This is a genomic window from Psychrobacter sp. AOP30-A2-5, assembly GCF_052378115.1.
In the GTDB taxonomy this organism is placed as follows: Bacteria; Pseudomonadota; Gammaproteobacteria; order Pseudomonadales; family Moraxellaceae; genus Psychrobacter.
Genome location: NZ_JBQSXK010000033.1, coordinates 1 through 18801 on the forward strand (window position 1 = coordinate 1; position 18801 = coordinate 18801).

The 18801-nt window shown below is 42.3% G+C and carries 19 protein-coding genes and 1 pseudogene; 5 read left to right on the plus strand and 15 right to left on the minus strand.

Annotated elements, in window-relative coordinates; translation table 11 throughout:
• Positions 1 to 43: 43 nt before the first annotated feature.
• Positions 44 to 1060: a zinc-dependent alcohol dehydrogenase family protein gene (locus ACT3S4_RS13735; protein WP_095570626.1), complete on the minus strand. Its 1017-nt coding sequence runs from the start codon at positions 1058 to 1060 to the stop codon at positions 44 to 46.
• On the minus strand, positions 1050 to 2045 hold the full coding sequence (locus tag ACT3S4_RS13740; RefSeq protein WP_444761259.1) for a zinc-dependent alcohol dehydrogenase family protein: 996 nt from the start codon (positions 2043 to 2045) through the stop codon (positions 1050 to 1052). The genes ACT3S4_RS13735 and ACT3S4_RS13740 overlap by 11 nt, the downstream gene beginning before the upstream one ends.
• Before the next feature lie 466 nt (positions 2046 to 2511).
• On the opposite strand from ACT3S4_RS13740, the pseudogene ACT3S4_RS13745 reads away from it, so the two are divergent.
• Positions 2512 to 2633 (plus strand): annotated as a pseudogene (locus ACT3S4_RS13745) (metal-sensing transcriptional repressor); the annotation flags it as partial.
• Positions 2634 to 2776: 143 nt separating this feature from the next.
• Complete coding sequence (locus ACT3S4_RS13750; RefSeq protein ID WP_201567797.1) at positions 2777 to 3091, plus strand: putative quinol monooxygenase; 315 nt, start codon at positions 2777 to 2779, stop codon at positions 3089 to 3091.
• Positions 3092 to 3365: 274 nt separating this feature from the next.
• Here ACT3S4_RS13750 and ACT3S4_RS13755 read toward each other — a convergent pair whose 3' ends face one another.
• The 13 genes from ACT3S4_RS13755 to ACT3S4_RS13815 all read right to left on the minus strand — a co-directional run bounded on the left by ACT3S4_RS13755 (position 3366) and on the right by ACT3S4_RS13815 (position 15186).
• Entirely contained in the window at positions 3366 to 4655 is a 1290-nt protein-coding gene (locus tag ACT3S4_RS13755; protein ID WP_443544974.1) for a hypothetical protein, read from the minus strand.
• 160 nt (positions 4656 to 4815) lie between these two features.
• Entirely contained in the window at positions 4816 to 5685 is an 870-nt protein-coding gene (tatC, locus tag ACT3S4_RS13760) for a twin-arginine translocase subunit TatC (RefSeq protein ID WP_011959994.1), read from the minus strand.
• Entirely contained in the window at positions 5682 to 6068 is a 387-nt protein-coding gene (gene tatB, locus ACT3S4_RS13765; RefSeq protein WP_011959993.1) for a Sec-independent protein translocase protein TatB, read from the minus strand. Before tatB ends, tatC begins: the two co-directional genes overlap by 4 nt.
• Before the next feature lie 55 nt (positions 6069 to 6123).
• A complete protein-coding gene (tatA, locus tag ACT3S4_RS13770; RefSeq protein WP_011959992.1) occupies positions 6124 to 6408 on the minus strand; it encodes a Sec-independent protein translocase subunit TatA in 285 nt (94 codons plus the stop codon).
• Between the two features lie 80 nt (positions 6409 to 6488).
• Complete coding sequence (locus ACT3S4_RS13775; RefSeq protein WP_444761260.1) at positions 6489 to 9107, minus strand: copper-transporting P-type ATPase; 2619 nt, start codon at positions 9105 to 9107, stop codon at positions 6489 to 6491.
• A 115-nt stretch (positions 9108 to 9222) separates the two neighbouring features.
• Positions 9223 to 9378: a hypothetical protein gene (locus tag ACT3S4_RS13780; RefSeq protein ID WP_201555241.1), complete on the minus strand. Its 156-nt coding sequence runs from the start codon at positions 9376 to 9378 to the stop codon at positions 9223 to 9225.
• A 150-nt stretch (positions 9379 to 9528) separates the two neighbouring features.
• Positions 9529 to 10005: a DUF305 domain-containing protein gene (locus ACT3S4_RS13785; protein ID WP_037059145.1), complete on the minus strand. Its 477-nt coding sequence runs from the start codon at positions 10003 to 10005 to the stop codon at positions 9529 to 9531.
• 95 nt (positions 10006 to 10100) lie between these two features.
• Positions 10101 to 11138: a copper resistance protein B gene (locus tag ACT3S4_RS13790; protein ID WP_444761261.1), complete on the minus strand. Its 1038-nt coding sequence runs from the start codon at positions 11136 to 11138 to the stop codon at positions 10101 to 10103.
• Between the two features lie 25 nt (positions 11139 to 11163).
• The gene (locus ACT3S4_RS13795) at positions 11164 to 12870 is read right to left on the minus strand and encodes a copper resistance system multicopper oxidase (protein ID WP_238050473.1); all 1707 of its coding nucleotides are present in this window, start codon (positions 12868 to 12870) and stop codon (positions 11164 to 11166) included.
• Positions 12871 to 12964: 94 nt separating this feature from the next.
• Positions 12965 to 13603 (minus strand): DUF411 domain-containing protein, encoded by a 639-nt coding sequence (locus ACT3S4_RS13800; protein WP_011959987.1) that lies wholly within the window; start codon positions 13601 to 13603, stop codon positions 12965 to 12967.
• 165 nt (positions 13604 to 13768) lie between these two features.
• Positions 13769 to 14392, minus strand: a complete 624-nt coding sequence (locus ACT3S4_RS13805; RefSeq protein WP_045448094.1) for a c-type cytochrome — start codon at positions 14390 to 14392, stop codon at positions 13769 to 13771.
• A gap of 61 nt (positions 14393 to 14453) precedes the next feature.
• Positions 14454 to 14726 (minus strand): hypothetical protein, encoded by a 273-nt coding sequence (locus tag ACT3S4_RS13810; protein ID WP_011959985.1) that lies wholly within the window; start codon positions 14724 to 14726, stop codon positions 14454 to 14456.
• Between the two features lie 133 nt (positions 14727 to 14859).
• The gene (locus tag ACT3S4_RS13815; RefSeq protein ID WP_444761263.1) at positions 14860 to 15186 is read right to left on the minus strand and encodes a hypothetical protein; all 327 of its coding nucleotides are present in this window, start codon (positions 15184 to 15186) and stop codon (positions 14860 to 14862) included.
• 325 nt (positions 15187 to 15511) lie between these two features.
• Between ACT3S4_RS13815 and ACT3S4_RS13820 the strand changes: the two genes are divergently transcribed.
• The 3 genes from ACT3S4_RS13820 to lgt all read left to right on the plus strand — a co-directional run bounded on the left by ACT3S4_RS13820 (position 15512) and on the right by lgt (position 18788).
• Positions 15512 to 16258: a heavy metal response regulator transcription factor gene (locus tag ACT3S4_RS13820; RefSeq protein WP_045448100.1), complete on the plus strand. Its 747-nt coding sequence runs from the start codon at positions 15512 to 15514 to the stop codon at positions 16256 to 16258.
• Positions 16248 to 17720: an ATP-binding protein gene (locus tag ACT3S4_RS13825; RefSeq protein ID WP_201560986.1), complete on the plus strand. Its 1473-nt coding sequence runs from the start codon at positions 16248 to 16250 to the stop codon at positions 17718 to 17720. The genes ACT3S4_RS13820 and ACT3S4_RS13825 overlap by 11 nt, the downstream gene beginning before the upstream one ends.
• Positions 17721 to 17903: 183 nt before the next feature.
• Positions 17904 to 18788, plus strand: a complete 885-nt coding sequence (lgt, locus tag ACT3S4_RS13830; RefSeq protein ID WP_011959981.1) for a prolipoprotein diacylglyceryl transferase — start codon at positions 17904 to 17906, stop codon at positions 18786 to 18788.
• Positions 18789 to 18801: the final 13 nt, after the last annotated feature.

Below are 18801 nucleotides of genomic sequence, written 5' to 3' on the forward strand. Positions count from 1 at the left end.
TGGAAGTGCTGGGCCATATAGAAACCTGAATCAGATAAGACCATCATGTATTTAGAGTAACTACAATTTTTCCTATTTGCTGATTTGATTCAAGATAGCGCTGAGCGTCATGCATGTCCTCAAAGTTAAAGCAACGGTCGATCACTGGACGAAGATATCCTGCACCTATACTGCTAAGAATAAATCGTCTGGCTTGCTCCCTTAGAACAGGGTCATGGAGAACCTCAAGGAACAAAAAACCTCGCATGGTTAAGCTCTTGCGTAATGCAACTTTAAGGGGAAATGGTGTGTTCTCCGGGCTAAGTGCACCATGCATAACCATAGTTCCTCCTACAGACATCGCTTTTGCAATCTGTTCAATATGTGGCCCTCCTACAGCATCGAAGGCGACATCAAGATGTTCTCCACCTAAACGTAAAACAAGCGCCTCATACAAATCGGGTTCATCTTCACTGGCTATAACATTTTTAACACCGAGATCCAGTAAACGTTGCTTTTTCTCTATCGTCTGTGTACTTGCAATGACCTTAGCACCCGCTGCTTCAGCTATCTGTATCGCAGCTAGTCCTACGCTACTTGAAGCTGCTGTGATCAAGATCGTTTTTCCTTTCGATAATCCACCAGCATGGATTACACCACCCCAAGCCGTCAAATACTGCATCCAGATTGAAGAAGCTTCTTCCCAGCTTAAACTATCGGGTTTGTGAACTAAAAAATTTTCTGGAATCAGAAGCTTGTCCGCATATGTCCCATATTTGGCTAGATTGTCAGTCGGAAGAATCGATACTGCATCTCCTGGAGAAAATTGGCGTACACCTTCACCTATCGCAAGAACTATGCCTGCTCCCTCATATCCCAGACGAGAAGGGAATACTGCCTTTTGAATATAAGTACCACGCCGAAACATTACATCGGCCCGGTTGAGTCCGATCGTTTTCATCTGTATTAGAACTTCTCCTGCGGCTGGTAAAGCAACAGGAAGTGTTTCTAATGTCAGAACATCTGTATCTCCAATACAATTGAAGCGCCAAGTCTTGGCCTGAAGTGCGTTAAATGACATCGATAACTACCTTAATATTAGCAGAGCGATCTTGAACAGCATCATGAGCCTCAATCGCTTGGTCTAGAGTAAAATGACGAGGATCAACAATAGGACGCAGTTTACCTTCCTCAACGAGACGAGTCGCGGTCTTAAGGACATCACCATGATGAGAACGGCGATTGCCTGTTAACGTCGGCATTAGGACGAATACGCCAGACACTGTGGCACACCGTAGAGATGAATTCGCTAAATTATGATTGCCAAATGCAGCACAGCTGGTGATGTGGCCATAGTGAGTCGTCATGGAAAGTGAAGCTTCGAGTACTGGACCGCCCACAGTGTCGTAAACAATGTTAAAACCTTGACCCTCAGGGCTTGCAGCAATAATGTCATCGGAAGATGCTGTTGTGTAATCGAGAGGTGTTGCACCGAGTTCTGAAATCAGTGATTGATCAGCGGTACGAGCAGTCGCCCAAACATTTGCATCAAGTGCTTTTGCAAGCTGAACCACCATATAACCAACGCCACCAGCACCACCCTGCACCAGTACAGTTTGCCCTGGTTGGACCTTCGCATTATCCACTAAACCTTCCCAAGCGGTGAGGAACGTCAATGGTAGTACTGCTGCCTCGCGCATAGAGATATTCCGTGGCTTTAATGCGATCAGATCAGCATCTGCTACAACATATTCTGCTAAAGATCCTTGAAGACCACGAACGCCACCAATCAGACCGTAAACTTCATCTCCGACGTTGAAGTGGGTGACACCTTCACCCACAGCAGTTACAACTCCAGCCATATCCGTTCCCAACACGGCAGGAAGCTCTGGCATAGCATATGTTGCTTCACCAAGACGAATTTTATAATCAATAGGGTTTACACCACTGGCATGAATACGTACTAGAACTTGCCCAGCCTCTGGTTGAGGTATAGGGAGTTCTACACGTTTAAATTCATGATCACCAAAATTTTCTAGGATAAGCGCATTCATCATCTTATTCATAGTTGTTCCTTATTCTTAACTGGGGGATGATATGCACAATACCAAAGTAAATTAATCCAATAAATGATATTTATAGGATTTAATAATTCCTAAATAATGAATAATAAATATCATCCGCTCACTAAAAATATTCTAGTACAGTCTGTAAAGGCAGTTTAATCTAAACTATCGGTAGTATTTTCAAGGCTTGAAACGTTCAAAATATCTACAAAGTGGCTAAAATTTGAAACATAATTCTAAAAGGTCACAGCATTACAAAGAACATGAGCCAAAATAAAAAAATGGGAGCTAAAAGTCCCATTTTTTTGTGACTTTCGCATAAGCTCTATGATATTAATTTAAAAAAACTAAAAACAGGGATAGAAAATTTTCGCTAAAGATATTTTTGATTTTCGATTTATAAAAAATATTGCTCTTTTTATACTATGGGTACTATAGTATTAATGCTAGCAAATAAGGAGGTCTTATGCCTAATCAGGTTGAAGACAAAAAAAGATTCTTCTACGTGTCAGAAAGATCAAAGGTCAGACGCAAGCGATTGAAAAAGCGTTAGAAGACAATGTGGAATGTGGTGCAACTCTGCAGCAATAGCATTATGTCGAAATAAAAACCCAGATTTTGGCTCAGCTATGGGAAATTTTTTTTAACTTTTATACAACAAAACTGTCTGACATGCATATATTAGAAATGCCAGAATCAGTTTTAATTCTAATAATTATGGAGTTTTAGTCATGCTTAAAACAGCTTTATATGTCCGTCTTGAAGCTAAACCGGGTAAAGAAGATGAAGTGGAAGCTTTCCTTAAAGCCGGTTTACCTATTGTAATGGAAGAACCTGCGACAGTTGCGTGGTTTGGCCTACGTCTTGGACCTGCAACATTTGGTATTTTTGATGCATTTCCTGATGAGGCGGGTCGCCAAGCACATTTATCTGGCAAGGTTGCAGCTGCTTTGATGGATCAGGCCGATGAGCTATTTTCAGAGCCACCGTCTATTGAAAAAGTAGATGTTTTGGCTAGTAAACTACCAGGTCATACCGACACTTAAATGTATGAGGGTGCTGCCTGAAATTTTGAATGAAAGGCAGCACTTCAACCCTGTGAGGTTTGTCAGAGGCTTTTTATTCGGTGGTGTTCTAAAAAGTATGCTGGCGATAGAAGTCAATAAGAAATCTATGCTAAGTTCTCTGATTCTATAGGGCTTTCAAGGCTTCAAAAATTGTTCAAGTTTTAATCAGCATACTTTTTGACACACCACCGAATATTGAATTAGTTAACCGGACTTATAACAGCCTAATGCCATCTAAATAAGACCTAGACGATCACACCTGAAAGACAGGCGCGAATCCACCGCCTGGCGTACGGAAGTTAGTCACCTGACCTTGATACACACGCGCAGCAGGTAGTAACAGTTTTCCGCCATACGTATAAAGACGTATATCTACCTTTCTTGTTGTTACGATGTCATCAATTTTGAGTGATCTCTCTCCTGCAGGGACAAAGGTCTGTGCGATATAATCTTCATCCAGAATGTTTTCGAAGACGCGTCGAGTCAGTTTGCTACCGCGATAAACGCCTTTGCTTCCATGACCAGCAACTGGCTTAAAAAACAGTTGCCGCCGAGTAAGCCACAACTCTGCTGCATCGTCTCTTGATACAATCTTAGTCCTCGGTACAGACCTTTCGAGGCACTCCACTGCAGCCTCATCCAGACCCCAAGAGCGCAATATTTGGGAGTCTGATAGCAATGTCAGGTTTTGCTTATTGGCCAACATAGCATGTACGCGGGGATTGGGTGTCACTACCACAGCACCCTCTAAATAAGCCTGCTTAAGCAATACATGGTCAGGGTCCTCAAATGCAAAGTCGACAAGCCGATTGTAAATCATATCGATTTTCTGGCCATGGGCTGTTAACGTACCGTCGATATACTCGAGTTCAGAGGGATCAAGTATCACAGTATCAATACCTCTAGCTTGGAGCAGTTGACAGGCTAACTCAAACTCTAAGAACATGAACTGACTCTCGGGGTCATTGTCCACAATGGCTATCCGATTGGGCATAGCAACAGCGGACTGTCGCTGCCATTCCTGTTTGAACATGTCAAACACTGCTTCCTCGAACCTATCTAGCATTTGATTGGTTGCAGCGCTTTGCTCTGAGGGGTTGCAACAGCGTTTTTGTGCGCGAGCGAGCAACACATTCAGAAATGCGCCACCGGCATTAGTATTGACCTCGATGAGCTGAGGTCCATCGCTACCCAAGTGAAAGTCATAACCCATGAGGGCCCCTATTGGGCCTGGGTCGAAAGCAGCTATTTCTGGTGCCCACGACAGCACTTGCTCTTGATACAATGGCAGTTCGGCAGCTGACTCGATAGCCCTGACGATTCGCTCCATCGCCTCTATCTCTGTGTTGGGAACGAACACGGGTGTTGCTGAAAAAAGCTTATTAAGCTCGTTCGCTCCTATTGGATTGTTTCTAGTTTCTACCAATTGATCTTGAAGGCTTGTATTAAGCGCTTTACGATCAAGGGTAATGCAGTAGCACTCTTGGTTAAGTCGATTTGCAAGACCGTCATTTTTTTCGTTGTTATTAGTTGGGTGTTCCATTTAGAGTCCGTCGCTAAGTAGAGTACTCACGCTGACATACTCTAGTAAAAAGTAAAAAGTAAAAAGTAAAAAGTAAAAAGTAAAAAGTAAAAAGTAAAAAGTAAAAAGTAAAAAGTAAAAAGTAAAAAGTAAAAAAGGTTCTTGGCGTGTTTAAGTAGTGCTAGCTACTTTCTAATGTTTCATTCCCTGAGACTAAATCATTATTTCGTTCATTTTTAATTAATATCTTTGCTAAGAGTAAACCCAGCTCAAATAATAGCCACATAGGAATCGCCAACAACAGCATTGATACACCATCAGGCGGTGTCACTACCGCGGCGATCCCAAAACAGCCGACTATGATATAACGACGCTTATCTTCTAAAATTTGAGTAGAAACGATTCCGGCCATTATCAGCAATAAGGTAACCACTGGAATCTCAAAAGTCAGTCCAAACACCATAAATAGCTTGAGGGCAAAGCTCAGATAACTGTCAATATCGGTCATTGGTATAACGTTCTGCGGAGCGAACATAATAAAAAATTTCAATACCCCTTTGAGTACGACAAAGTAGGAAAAAGCAACACCAGCATAAAATAGAAATATCGAAGATAGCAGTACAGGAATGGCAATTTTCTTCTCTTTTTTATATAAGCCGGAAGCTACAAATGACCAAATTTGATACAGGATATAAGGCATTGCTAAAAATGCGGCGACGAATATCGTTAAGCGAATGGGTGCCATAAAGTTTGACGTTATATCAGTGGCAATCATGGTCGAATTGATGGGTAACTGCGCCACTAATGGGTCTGATAAAAGATTATAAAGCTCGCGTGAAAATCCCACCAATACTAAGAATATAATTAAGACGACCACGCATATTCTTATTAAGTGCGTACGCAGCTCGATTAAATGTCCGGTAATAGGCATATCGCCAAGCGTACCTAACGTATCTCCAGACTCACTATTCTGTGTTGTATCTGTTGGCGCCTCAAACTCTATATCTGTTATTTTTTCTTGTCGACTTTTTTGCCGTTTAAATAGGCTCACTGATCCGCCTCCTGTTTAATGAAAGAGGAGGTAGTATTCTGTTGATGGTCTTTAGCATAAGGGGTGATTGACTGATGTGAAGCGTCTAGGCTTTGGTTCTGTGACTGCTCAAACTTTTGCATACTGCCACGCATTTCTGCTAATTCGCGCTTCATATCCGACTCGGTCTGACGGATTTTCGCAAGTTCATTTTGCATTTGTTGACGTGTTTCAGCTAGATCAAGCTCAGCTTCTATTTCAGATTGTAGAGTGGATACTGTACGGCGCAGTTTGGCATACCATTGCCCAGCGGTACGTGCGGCTTGCGGCAGTTTTTCTGGGCCCAATACGATTAAAGCAATGACGCCAAACAAGAGTAATTCGGAAAACCCAATATCAAACATAACAGTCACATATATTAATAGACTACTTAGTGCCGCTATTTATAAGCGGCGCGCTTCATACTTTAGGCTGGTCATCAGTGGAAATAGGGCTGATTTCCATATCATCAGCCTGATTACCTACACGCGTATTTAAATCATTACTTGCAGCTGGCGTACTATTTTCATGGCTAAGCACATGATTTTTGCGAGCATTCTCGGGTTCTTCATCTTTGACCGCTTCTTTAAAACCCTTCACCGCACCGCCTAAATCTTTACCTGCATTTTTAAGCTTGGCAGTACCAAATACGACCACCACTACGACCAATAAAATCAGCCAATGTGTAATAGAAAAGCTGCCCATAACGGTATCCTTATATTTTGTGATCTTGTTTAGACCAGTATGTGTCAGTGTGCTTTAGAACACTTTTTACCGTACTAGAATTATAGTTTCAAACGGCGCAATCGCAGCGCGTTAGCAATCACCGAGAATGACGACAAGCTCATCGCTGCCGCTGCTATCATCGGACTGAGCAGAAGCCCAAATATGGGATAGAGCACACCTGCGGCAATAGGAACACCAAGTGCATTGTAGATAAAGGCAAAAAACAGATTCTGTCTGATATTGCGCATGGTGGCGTGGCTAAGCTTATAAGCTTTGGCAATGCCCATTAAATCACCTTTTAGCAGGGTAATGCCCGCACTCTCCATCGCCACATCGGTACCGGTTCCCATAGCGATACCAACATTAGCTTGCGCTAGCGCTGGTGCGTCGTTGATACCATCACCCGCCATAGCGACCAATTTACCGCTGTCTTGCATTTCTTTGACGATACGGTTTTTATCCTCTGGTGAGACATCCGCATGAACTTCATCAATACCTAGTTTATTGGCGACTGCCTGCGCGGTTTTTTCGTTGTCACCGGTTAGCATCACAACTTTTAAACCTGCGTCATGAAGCAGTGAAATAGCCTCTTTAGTGCTTGGTTTAATAGGGTCAGCAACTGAAATAATACCAGCAGCTTTACCGTCTATAGCCACAAACATTACCGTTTCACCGTCTTTTCTACGGACATCAGCTTTAGTGGACAGCTCATTATCAAAACTATTTAGGCTTTCCATAAGCTTAGAGTTACCAATAGCGACTTTCTTACCATCGACCACGGCTTGTACGCCTTCGCCAGTAGTCGAATTAAAGTCAGTAGCTTTAGGAATAATGAGTGATCTTTCTTGAGCTGCTCTAACGATAGCTTCTGCTAAAGGATGCTCGCTAGCGCTTTCTACTGAGGCTACCAATGCGAGGAACTCGTCTTCATCTTGACCTACCTGCGCATCAATTGCGGTAAGCTCGGGCTTACCAGCGGTCAGTGTTCCGGTCTTGTCGACGACAATGGTATCGACTTTTTCCATACTCTCTAACGCTTCAGCATTTTTGATGAGGACGCCGTTTTGCGCGCCTTTGCCGGTACCAACCATAATGGACATCGGCGTCGCTAGACCAAGGGCACAAGGACAAGCAATAATCAGTACCGCAATCGCGTTAACCAAAGCATAGGTCATAGCGGGCTCAGGGCCGAATATCGCCCAGACAATAAAGGTTATGATAGAGCTGACAATAACAATAGGTACGAACCAACCCGCCACTTGATCTACCAAGCGCTGGATAGGCGCGCGGCTACGCTGGGCTTCAGCAACCATTTGTACAATTTTAGATAATACTGAATCTGCTCCAACATTGACCGCTTCGACTAATAGCGTTCCGGTGCCATTTACCGTACCACCAGTCACTGTATCTCCTGCTACTTTTGATACAGGGATTGGCTCACCCGTCACCATTGATTCATCAACATTACTATTACCATCGATCACTGTACCATCTACGGGTAGTTTCTCACCTGGTTTAACCCGTAGCTTATCGCCAGTGACGACCTCATCAAGCGAGACTTCGACTTCTTCACCGTTTTCATCGACACGTCTTGCGGTTGGTGGTGCGAGCTCAAGCAAAGCTCTAATCGCACCTGAAGTTTGACTTCTAGCTTTGAGCTCTAATACTTGACCCAGTAGCACCAAGGTCACAATGACCGCTGCCGCTTCATAGTAGACTCCGACTTGACCAGAGGCATCTCTGAAACTGTCTGGGAAAATATCGGGGAAAAAGGTCGCGACAATACTAAAAATATAAGCAGCGCCTACGCCTATCGCAATCAAGGTAAACATATTTAGATTGCGGCTTTTTATAGACTGCCAGCCACGGACGAAAAACGGGGCGGCGCCCCAAAGCACTACAGGGGTCGCGAGCACTAACTCAGCCCATTGTAAGATCTTTGAAGAGATACCATACTGACTAAAATTAACTACGTTTAAGTCAAACATACCGCTCATCACATATATTAATAGCGGTACAGTCAACACGGTACATATCCAAAAACGACGAGTCATGTCGTCAAGCTCTGAGGTGTCCTCTTCACCGATAGTAAGCGTTTCGGGCTCAAGCGCCATACCACATATCGGACAACCGCTATTTCTAACGTCTCTCACTTCAGGATGCATAGGACAGGTATATACCGTGCCATCGTAATCAGCAGGTACTTTATCGTATTTACCGCCTTTAACAGATTTTACTCCGCTACTATCAGTATCCTTTCCATGACAACTGGCGTGACTATCATCTTTAGCAACTTCGTCTTCAGGTTTAAGAAACATGCCACATATTGGGCAGTCACTTTTTTCAACATCTCTTACTTCTGGATGCATAGGACAAATATAAATCGTGCCGTTATAATTTTCTGGTATCTTGTCGTACTTATTGCCTTCGACAGACTTTAACTCAGTACTATTATTAGCATCCGCTTTATGACAATGCGCATGACTGCCCTCATTATTGTTGGATTCAGCAACCTCGTCTTCAGGTTTGAGAAACATGCCGCATATCGGACAATCGCTCTTCTCAGTATCTCTAACCTCAGGATGCATCGGGCAGATATAAACCGTACCACTATAGTTTTCTGGCACTTTATCGTACTGACCACCTTTGATAGATTTTTCATCGGCAATATGTTTCATAAAATCACTCCTTGAAGACAATAAATAAAGCTTTTAAAGCACAATCATCAACCTTTAATTGCTATTCATCTAATTACTAATCTAGATATCTCGAAAATTAAGTTTCAATTGGAACTTAATCTTTATTACGCAAATATTTGAGTAAGGCCATAATAGTCAATATCAGTACCGCAAAAACCAGTACTGTAAACAATAAGGAGACAATAGATTCTCCCCAACCCATACCGTGCATCGATCCATTCATCATGCCGTGCATAGTCCCGTTCATCATACCGTGCATCATAATAACCATTACAAGGACTCCTTATTTGTTATTTCCTTAGTATAAGTAATGATATAGTGCTAGTGTGTGAACGTACACCTCTCAATAGTCTGCTTACTTAATAACACCTAATACAAAGTGCTCAAAATTTGTGACTGCCTATTCCAACTCATCAATAAGCGCTTGCATCTCACCGATTTCACGCTTTTGTGCTTCGATAATGTCATCAGCAAGCTGGCGTACACGTGGATCTTCGATATCAGCACGCGAACTGGTCAAAATAGCAATCGAGTGATGCGGTATCATCGCCTGCATCCAATCCACTTGATCGACCGTTTGTTGTGATCTAACGCCCCATAAACCAAAGGCAAATAGCACGACACTAATCCCATAAACCATTAGATTGACCTTAGTCTTTTTATACATATTGGTCATAAAGGCGAGCATAATAATAGCCATCATAGCGCCCATATATAACGCCATATAAGCTCTGGTTTCGCTAAAATAAACGTGATCCCATTGATAAGTATTAAAATACATCATGATAAACATCACGACTGTCGATGTTAAAATCATGATTGTGAACTTTACATAAGGGTTCATTTGCTTCTGTTTATTATCCATATGGTTATTCATATTCTTGTCCTTAATTTAGTAAAAAGGCACCTAAATAAAGAGGTGCCTTTTTTTAGAGCTAGTGTTATAAACTGTTGTTACTTACATGGTTAACACTAGAACCAAAATTTCACACCAGCTGTAACGCTACTAGAATCAACAGCTTCGTCTTCTTGACGTCGCAAATCTCTTGCGTTGCCTAAAGCGGTCTCATAGCTGATACCCACATAAGGCGCGAGCTGACGACTTAACATCTCGTAAGTAAGCCTAACGTCAGCCCCAAACTCATTAAAGCCTTTAGTAATATGGTTATCTGTATCATCTTTGCTAAATGCCGTCAGCTCTACTTCTGGAATCACTACCCAATGTTGATCTAAGCGCCACTCATACTCCGCACCTAGATCTAGACGAACTTGCCCATCAGTATATAAATAAGCTCTAGCATCGGTTTCGATGAAGTAAGGTGCAGTGCCTGCAATACCAGCCATCACGGCAGATTTATCATTTTCGGTATCATAAGCAACACCGGCTTCCCCATTCCAAAAAATACTAAGTGGCTTCCAGTAAGATAGTGAGGTTAAGCTATCAATTTCTTTATCATCTTTAGTTTGGATACTACCTTCGCTACGTAGCGTTACGCGGTTGCTGTCTGTACCGTACCACGTATCAAACTCATAATTGATTTGATCATCGTCAAATTGATAGCCCAGATCGTCTACTGATACGCCCCATAACGGTAAGCTACCCATCATCACAGGCTTACCAAAGCGACCATAGGGAACACCGTTTGAATAGTCAGGACTGCGAGCATCAGCTGGAGCTTTACCACCTTGCATACCTGACATATCCATACTGCCATGGTCCATGCCTGACATATCCATACTGCCATGGTCCATGCCTGACATATCCATGCCACTGTGATCCATATCCGACATGTCCATACCAGACATATCCATTTTGCTATGATCCATATCCGACATGCCCATACCAGACATATCCATGCTGCTGTGATCCATATCTGACATATCCATACCAGACATGTCCATACTGCCATGATCCATGTTCGACATCTCAGCAGCGTTTGCTAAAGGTGACATTAGTAGCATCAAAGATGACATGCCAATAAACGGTAGACCTACTTTATATATTTTCATAATAAGGCTCATATTCGAAGGTTTATTAAACAACGGCAACTTCTCTAAACATCCCTGCTTCCATGTGATAGAGCAAGTGGCAATGCCATGCCCATCTGCCAGCTTCTCCGGTGACATCAAAGCTTATCTTTTGTGCAGGCTGTACCATTATCGTATGCTTACGTACTTGAAACTCACCTGAAGGCATCCGCAGATCGCTCCACATACCATGCAAATGCATGGGATGATTCATCATGGTGTCATTGACTAAGGTAATACGTACGCGCTCGTTGGGCTTAATATTGACCGGTGCGGCATCTTTGAACATAACCCCGTCTAGAGCCCAAATATAGCGCTCCATGTTTCCCGTCAGATGTATTTCAATCTCTCTGGTGGGTTTGCGCTGCTCTGCCATTATCTCATCGCCGACAGAGCGCAACTGACTATAATTCAAAACCTTTCTATCAATGTTACGTAGATTAATACCAGGGTCATCAAGGTTCATACGCGGACTATCAACGCGCATATCGGACTTAAAGTCATATTCTGTTTTGGCATGTTTAGCGTTATAGCCATTCGATCCCATGGCGCCCATCATGTCGGCCATCGTCAGCCATTCGATTTTGTCCATAGCAGGTATCGCAGGACGAGCACCTTTTTTGGTAGCAAGCGTTGTCGCAACATAGCCTGACCGATCTATGTTTTGAGCAAATATGGTATGCGCGTCTTTAGTGGGCGTCACGATGACATCATAAGTCTCGGCCACCCCAATACGGAAATCATCGATATCGACGGGACTGACATCAATCCCATCCGTCGCGACGACTTTCATTTTTAGGCCGGGGATGCGTACATCAAATATCGTCTGCGCTGAACCATTAATAAAACGTAGTTTGACAGGCTGTCCAGCCTTGACAAGTTGCGTCCAGTTAGCCGCTGTGGTTTTACCATTCATCAGATAGGTAAAGGTTTTTTCACCAGACAGATCAGTAAAGTCTGTCGGCATCATCCGCATCTGATTCCACATTTTGCGCTTATCAAAAGCAGCTTTTAGATCTGTTGCGGCAATATCGGACAGTAGCTTTTTAAAATCTGGTAAATGATAATTATCAAAGTCTGCGCGTTGCTTTAATAGTTTAACCAAGTTGTGCGGGTCACGGTGCGTCCAATCACTGAGCAAAATGACATGGTCTTCCTCGATAGGATGACGTTCGCGCCCTTTCGGCTCAATGACGATGGCCCCGCGCATACCGGTTTGTTCTTGGAATCCAGTGTGCGAGTGATACCAATAAGTGCCAGATTGTTTCAGCGTAAATTTATACGTAAAGGTGCTATTTGCTGGTATACCATCAAAACTAATGCCGGGCACGCCATCCATCTCAAACGGTACTAGTAGACCATGCCAATGAATAGAGGTCGACTCATTCATTTGGTTATGGACGCGTATCACTACCGTATCGCCCTCGCGCATTTTTAGCGTTGGCGCTGGTAATGAGTCATTAATGAGCGTCGCCGTGCTTGACTTGCCATCAACAATGATGGGTTTTTTGCTGACATAAAGATCAAACTCTTTGCCTGTCAGTATGGGTACTTTATGATCGGGTTTATCACTGTTAATAGTAGCGCCCTGACTGCCTGAGCGACTCGATTGTCCCAATGCGCTACTAGCAATAGTCGGCATCAATGAAGCACCAAGGACAGCAGAGGATCCGGTTAAAAAACGTCGGCGGTTCAGTATGTTCTGTTTATTCATAATGATGACCTAATTTAATTTGAGAGATGGTGGTTAAGCTTATAGTTATAATATTTTCGATATTTAACAGAATCTATTCACATCTAAGCCAACACTACAGCTGCTGCTGAGGAGACTCAATAGCAGCATAGACTTCTGTGGTGCCGTCTTTATTAAGCTGCATTACCTTATAAGGCATGAATTTACCTTCATACTCCATACCGGGGCTACCAACCGGCATACTCGGTACGGCAAGTCCAATAGCTTGTGCAGGAGGATTTGCTAAGAATTCAGCCATGTGTTTAGCAGGGACATGCCCTTCAAAGACAAAACCGTCGGTGGTAACGGTGGTATGACAAGAGCGCATTTGCTGTGGTACGCCATAACGCTCCTTAAATAAGGATAGATCTTCCACATCGTGCGTGGTTGCACTTAATCCATTGTTTTTTGCATAGCCTACCCATTCTTTACAGCAGCCGCAGTTGGCATCTTTATAAACCGTGGCTGAGACGTTTTTGAGTAATGATGACGAGCTGTTAACGGGAGCATTTGTAGGAGCAGAACTTTCATTTTGTACTTGTGCATTCTGGGTAGCGGACTGTTCAACCTTTACTGGTTGAGAATCAGAGCCACTGGTATTAGATTGGCTGCAAGCGGCTAGCGTTAACGAGAGTGACGATGTCACCACCAATAAAAGGACACGACCGGATAACCAGCTATGTCCATTAGAAAGCACATGTGTGTAATGTCTCATTAAATTACTCCTAAACGTCTATTGTTATGCTCGATATTCTAAAAACTTACACCCTATATTTGAATTCTTATGTACTTAACTAAAAACATTAAATGCAGCACTGTTCAGTACTGCATTATTAATAGCGACAACCGTGAGTTAGGAGGCTTTCATATCTAGAAAGTATTAATGCTGCATTCCAGATCCATCATCCGACATATTCATACCCATATCACCACCATCTGACATATTCATATCACCGTCAAATGACATGTCCATCATATCGCCATCTATCCTAGTGGTTAGCATCGTGTATTGGCTTTCATCTAATTCAGGTAACGATCTAATGAAGGCTACCATTGCCCACATTCTACCGTCATCATGGGACGCGCCCCACGCAGGCATTCCAGATGCCATAATACCGTGCTTGATTGCCCAAAAGCTTTGCTTTGCACCGTCTTCTGTTTGATAACGTTTGACAATATCAGCCTTGGTAAAGTTGGGCGGCTTTGGATATAAGCTCTCACTAAAGTCAGTTTGTGCCACTCCCGGAGACAAGTGACAGCCTGCACACATATCCTTATAGTCCGCGCCACCAGAACTGATTAGCTCAACCTTCTCTAAATCTGGTACCACAATATCTTTACTGGCATTTTCTATGGAACGATTGCGAGCAGTTTCTAAAAAGCTAAACATCATTGGGCTATGCTCTTGGTCAGCTCCCACATTGACAACGCCACTAGTAACAACCGCAAACACGCTAACGATTGCCACAAATACGGTAAAGAGCGCACCCAATAAAAATTTCATATGTTTTCCTAAAAATTTATTTCCGTTAAGTGTTGACTGCTATTTAACAGAGCTAAAATTTTTAAGATTTACTGTCGTTAGTAACGCAGTGTTTTTGGTACATTTGCTTCATTTTACCCATGTTAGCCATCATCGCTTTCATGGCAGGATCGCTCATGTCCATCTTGCTATGATCCATTTTTCCCATCATATCCATATGCTTTTGCATTTTTTCACAGTTCATTTGATCTTTTTCAGCATGCATTTTAGGGTCATGCGCCATAGCTGAGGTCGATACGACAAGAGCGATGGCCGTCATTGCGATTGATTTAGACAGTAATTTAAATTGTGACATGATTAATTCCTATTGTTTGGATTAAAGGCTATTGAGTTCAATAGCTGTTAAACCAGCCTAAATGATACATCATTCATTCTGACTGGCAGATGACGTTAAGATTACAATGCTGTCATTCTCACTGCTTTAGATTTTAATGCGCGATATATTCATTTAATATGGCTTCAGCATTTCTATCACGATCGCTACCATATTTTTTTACAAAATACTTTTCAGACTGCAAATGTTGATCTTGATGTTGAACCTGACAAGCCACTCTGGCGTCGACATAACTTTTCTTTTGCTCTTTGGATATTTGTGCATCATTATGATCTGCGTTTCTTGCAAAACTAGTGAGCGCATCACAATTACCGAGAACAGAAGCATCTAAGTTTGTGGTATGCGCATTGGCCGCTGACATGCCCACTAACATCGATACTGAAAGCAAAGCTGCTTTTTTTAATGAACTATAATTTTTCATATAAGACCCTTTAAAGATAAATAACAAACTGTTTAAGTAGGATAATTGCTTTACTCGTAGAGGCAGTCTGTATCAGAGACAAGCCAATATGCGGCGTTGATTTAGAATACTAAATGGTGGCTGACAGCTAGATGACACGGATATTACATGTTCGTTAGGAACAGCATAATATTGTCATCTTCTTGTCATTAAAACCAAATACCAGCATCTGTCTCTATCCAAAGAACACTGTTATAACAAGGGTTCCTGATAAATATATGGCTGATAAGCTAACAATGTTAGTGATACGCTGTTGACAACTATAATGATATAAAGGTAAGTAACGATGAAAGTACTGTTAGTAGAAGATGAGAAAAACCTTGGAGAATATATTAAGAAAGGCTTAACTGAGGCCGGTTTCATCGTGGATCATCACATGACAGGTTTAGATGGCTATCATGCGTTAATGACTGAAGATTTTAGTGTGGTTTTGATGGATGTCATGCTACCTGACGTCAGTGGCTTTGAGTTGGTACAGCGCTACCGAGCTGCTGGAAAGCATACGCCAGTTTTATTTTTAACGGCTAAAGATGATTTAAGCGATCGGATCAAAGGTATTGAAATTGGTGGCGATGATTATCTGACCAAGCCTTTTGCTTTTGCTGAACTGATTGTTAGAATAAAAAGCCTATTGCGCCGTGCCAATCAATCTGATTATAAAAGCTCGGTCATACACATAGCTGATCTGAAAATGGATATTGCCAAACGCACCGTTCATAGAGGCAACACTAATATAAAATTGACTGCTAAAGAGTTTGCTTTATTACAACTTTTCTTAGAACGTCAAGGTGAGGTACTGCCGCGCACTGTGATCGCCTCGCAAGTATGGGATATAAACTTTGAGAGTGATACGAATGTCATTGACGTGGCTATAAGGCGCTTGCGGATAAAAATTGATGATGGATTTGATATAAAGCTGATTCATACGGTACGCGGAATGGGCTACAAGTTAGAGCCACTGGCTGTCGACGTGGATAGTGGCATGGGCGACGATAGTATTAATAAAGACAGTCTGACATCAAATGAGACATAAATCTAAGAATCGGCGTTGGTCACTGTTATGGCGAACTATTTTTTTACTGACATTGTTCGTTATTATCTCTCAGGTTATTATCTACGCATGGGTTCAGCGCTCTGTGAGTGGACACTTTGAGCAAATGGACTCAGAAATCCTTACTCATGCAGCTTTTAACCTGCGCAAACGTATGGTTAGTTTGGAAGATCACATAGAACTATTCACAGTATCAAAGTCGCAAGCGCTAATTGATGCCAATCATCTACATTCTTCTTGGCTGGATTATGATTTAAAAACCTTAGTATCAGATAAAAATGGCAAATTATTATCCAGCGATCCCAGTAATTTCATCAATGATCTACCGGCAGATTTTAGCTTGTTACAACTATTGCAGGACTATCGCGATCAGCAGTTTATGATCAAGATAAATAATAGGCATTACCGAGCCATTATCATTACACATCAAGAGGTTTTGGCATTTATTGCTCTACCTATCGATGTGCATAATCAATATCTTATCCAGTTTAATCGCCAGCTGAGCTTGATACTTATCGCCATTACCTTATTATTGGTTTCAGTAGCAGCACTAAGTGTACACTGGGGTTTTGCTCCCCTAGCTACTATCGTACAAAAGATGAAAGGCATTAATCTTCAAAGGTTAGATGAAAGAATTGTGGTTGGCGATATGCCGTTAGAATTACGTCCACTAACGGAGTCTTATAATTCTATGATGGTCAAGCTTGAAAGTAACTTTGAATCATTATCACGGTTTTCAGACAATATCGCCCATGAGCTACGTACGCCAATAGCGACGCTGAGTACGCAAACGCAAGTCATGTTAACTAAGCCAAGAGAAAGCGACGAATACATTGAGCAATTGCATCATCAGCATGATACGTTAAAGCAGTTATCCGCCATGATTAACGATATGTTATTACTGGCAAAAACTCAAAAAGAGCTGAGTGATTCGCAAATCAGTCATGTCGATATAGAGAGCTTGATCACAAAGCTTATAGATTATTATGAGATGATTGCTGAGGATCGTGAGATAATCTTTGAAAAATCGGGTGATTTTAAAACAGTACTAGGTGATAAAGGCTTATTGCAACGGCTGTTTGCCAACCTGATGTCAAATGCGATTTATTATGCGGCTAGTAATAGCACTATTATGATATCCGCTACTGTCCTCACTTCAAGCACCTCGCTTAATGCGCCAAAAGACGATATTCAATCCCCAGAGCAGCTCTGGTTAAGAATAACTATGACCAACCGTCTAGACAAACCATTAAATCAGATTGAAGCCGATAAACTGTTTGAGCGATTCTATCGTCATGATAAAACGAATACGATGCATTCAGGAACAGGCTTAGGCTTATCTATTGTGCAAGCTATCGCCAATGCTCATAATGGCAAAGTTAGTATTACTATCAAAGATGAGTGTCTTTTTGAGGTTGCTGTAAAGTTGTTGATTGCCAGGTAGTAAATACCTTCATACTGTCTATGAACCGCTCAGATTAGATCGAAGGCGAGTTTACTTGGAAGGTCTCTCTATCCATAAGATGAGATTCTGACTTGCGATAGTTGTACTTTTCAATTGTTGGACAAAAAATTTCTTATATAAGCCTATTTCATACATTCTATTACCAATAATTATGATGCCTTTATGATGATTCATCCTCAGTATGATCCCGTAGCGCTTTCCTTGGGTCCATTGGAAGTGCACTGGTATGGGCTAATGTATTTGCTAGCCTTTGCTGCCGCTTACGGTTTGGCTTGGTATCGCAGTACCAAACGCGACAATTGGACCACCGACATGGTCTCTGACTTAGTCTTTTATGGCGCGCTTGGTGTCATCTTAGGCGGTCGTATTGGCTATGTGCTGTTTTATCAGTTCGGTGAATTACTCCAAAACCCTGCCTATATATTAAAAGTCTGGGAAGGCGGTATGTCTTTCCACGGCGGCTTTATCGGCGTCATGCTAGGTATGTGGTTCTTTGCCCGTAAATATAAAAAGACTACCTTTCAAGTATTCGATTTTATCGTTCCTTGTGTACCAACCGGCTTACTGTTTGGGCGTATCGGCAACTATATCAATGGCGAATTATGGGGTCGCGTCTCAGACGGTGGCTATAACTGGCTGACCTACTTTCCGCAAGCCGCGGCGTTTGATATGGAGCAATTACAGAGCAATCCACAATTGCAAGAATTGATGATTGAAGTCAATGGTCAATACATATTGCCTCGTCATCCATCACAGCTATATGAAGCCTTTGCCGAAGGTCTGCTGCTATTTATATTCTTATGGTGGTATTCATCAAAACCACGTCCACGTATGGCCGCCTCCGCTGTATTCTTACTAGGCTATGGCATCAGCCGCTTTATCATTGAATTCTTCCGCCAGCCAGATGCTGACCAAGGATTCATATTATTAGGTTGGATGACCAAAGGGCAAATCTTAAGCGCGCCGATGATTATCGCCGGCTTAATCATGCTGATTTATGCTTACAAACGCGGTATTTATGATTGGGGTAAGCAGTCTGCATATTAGAAATAAGTGTCGA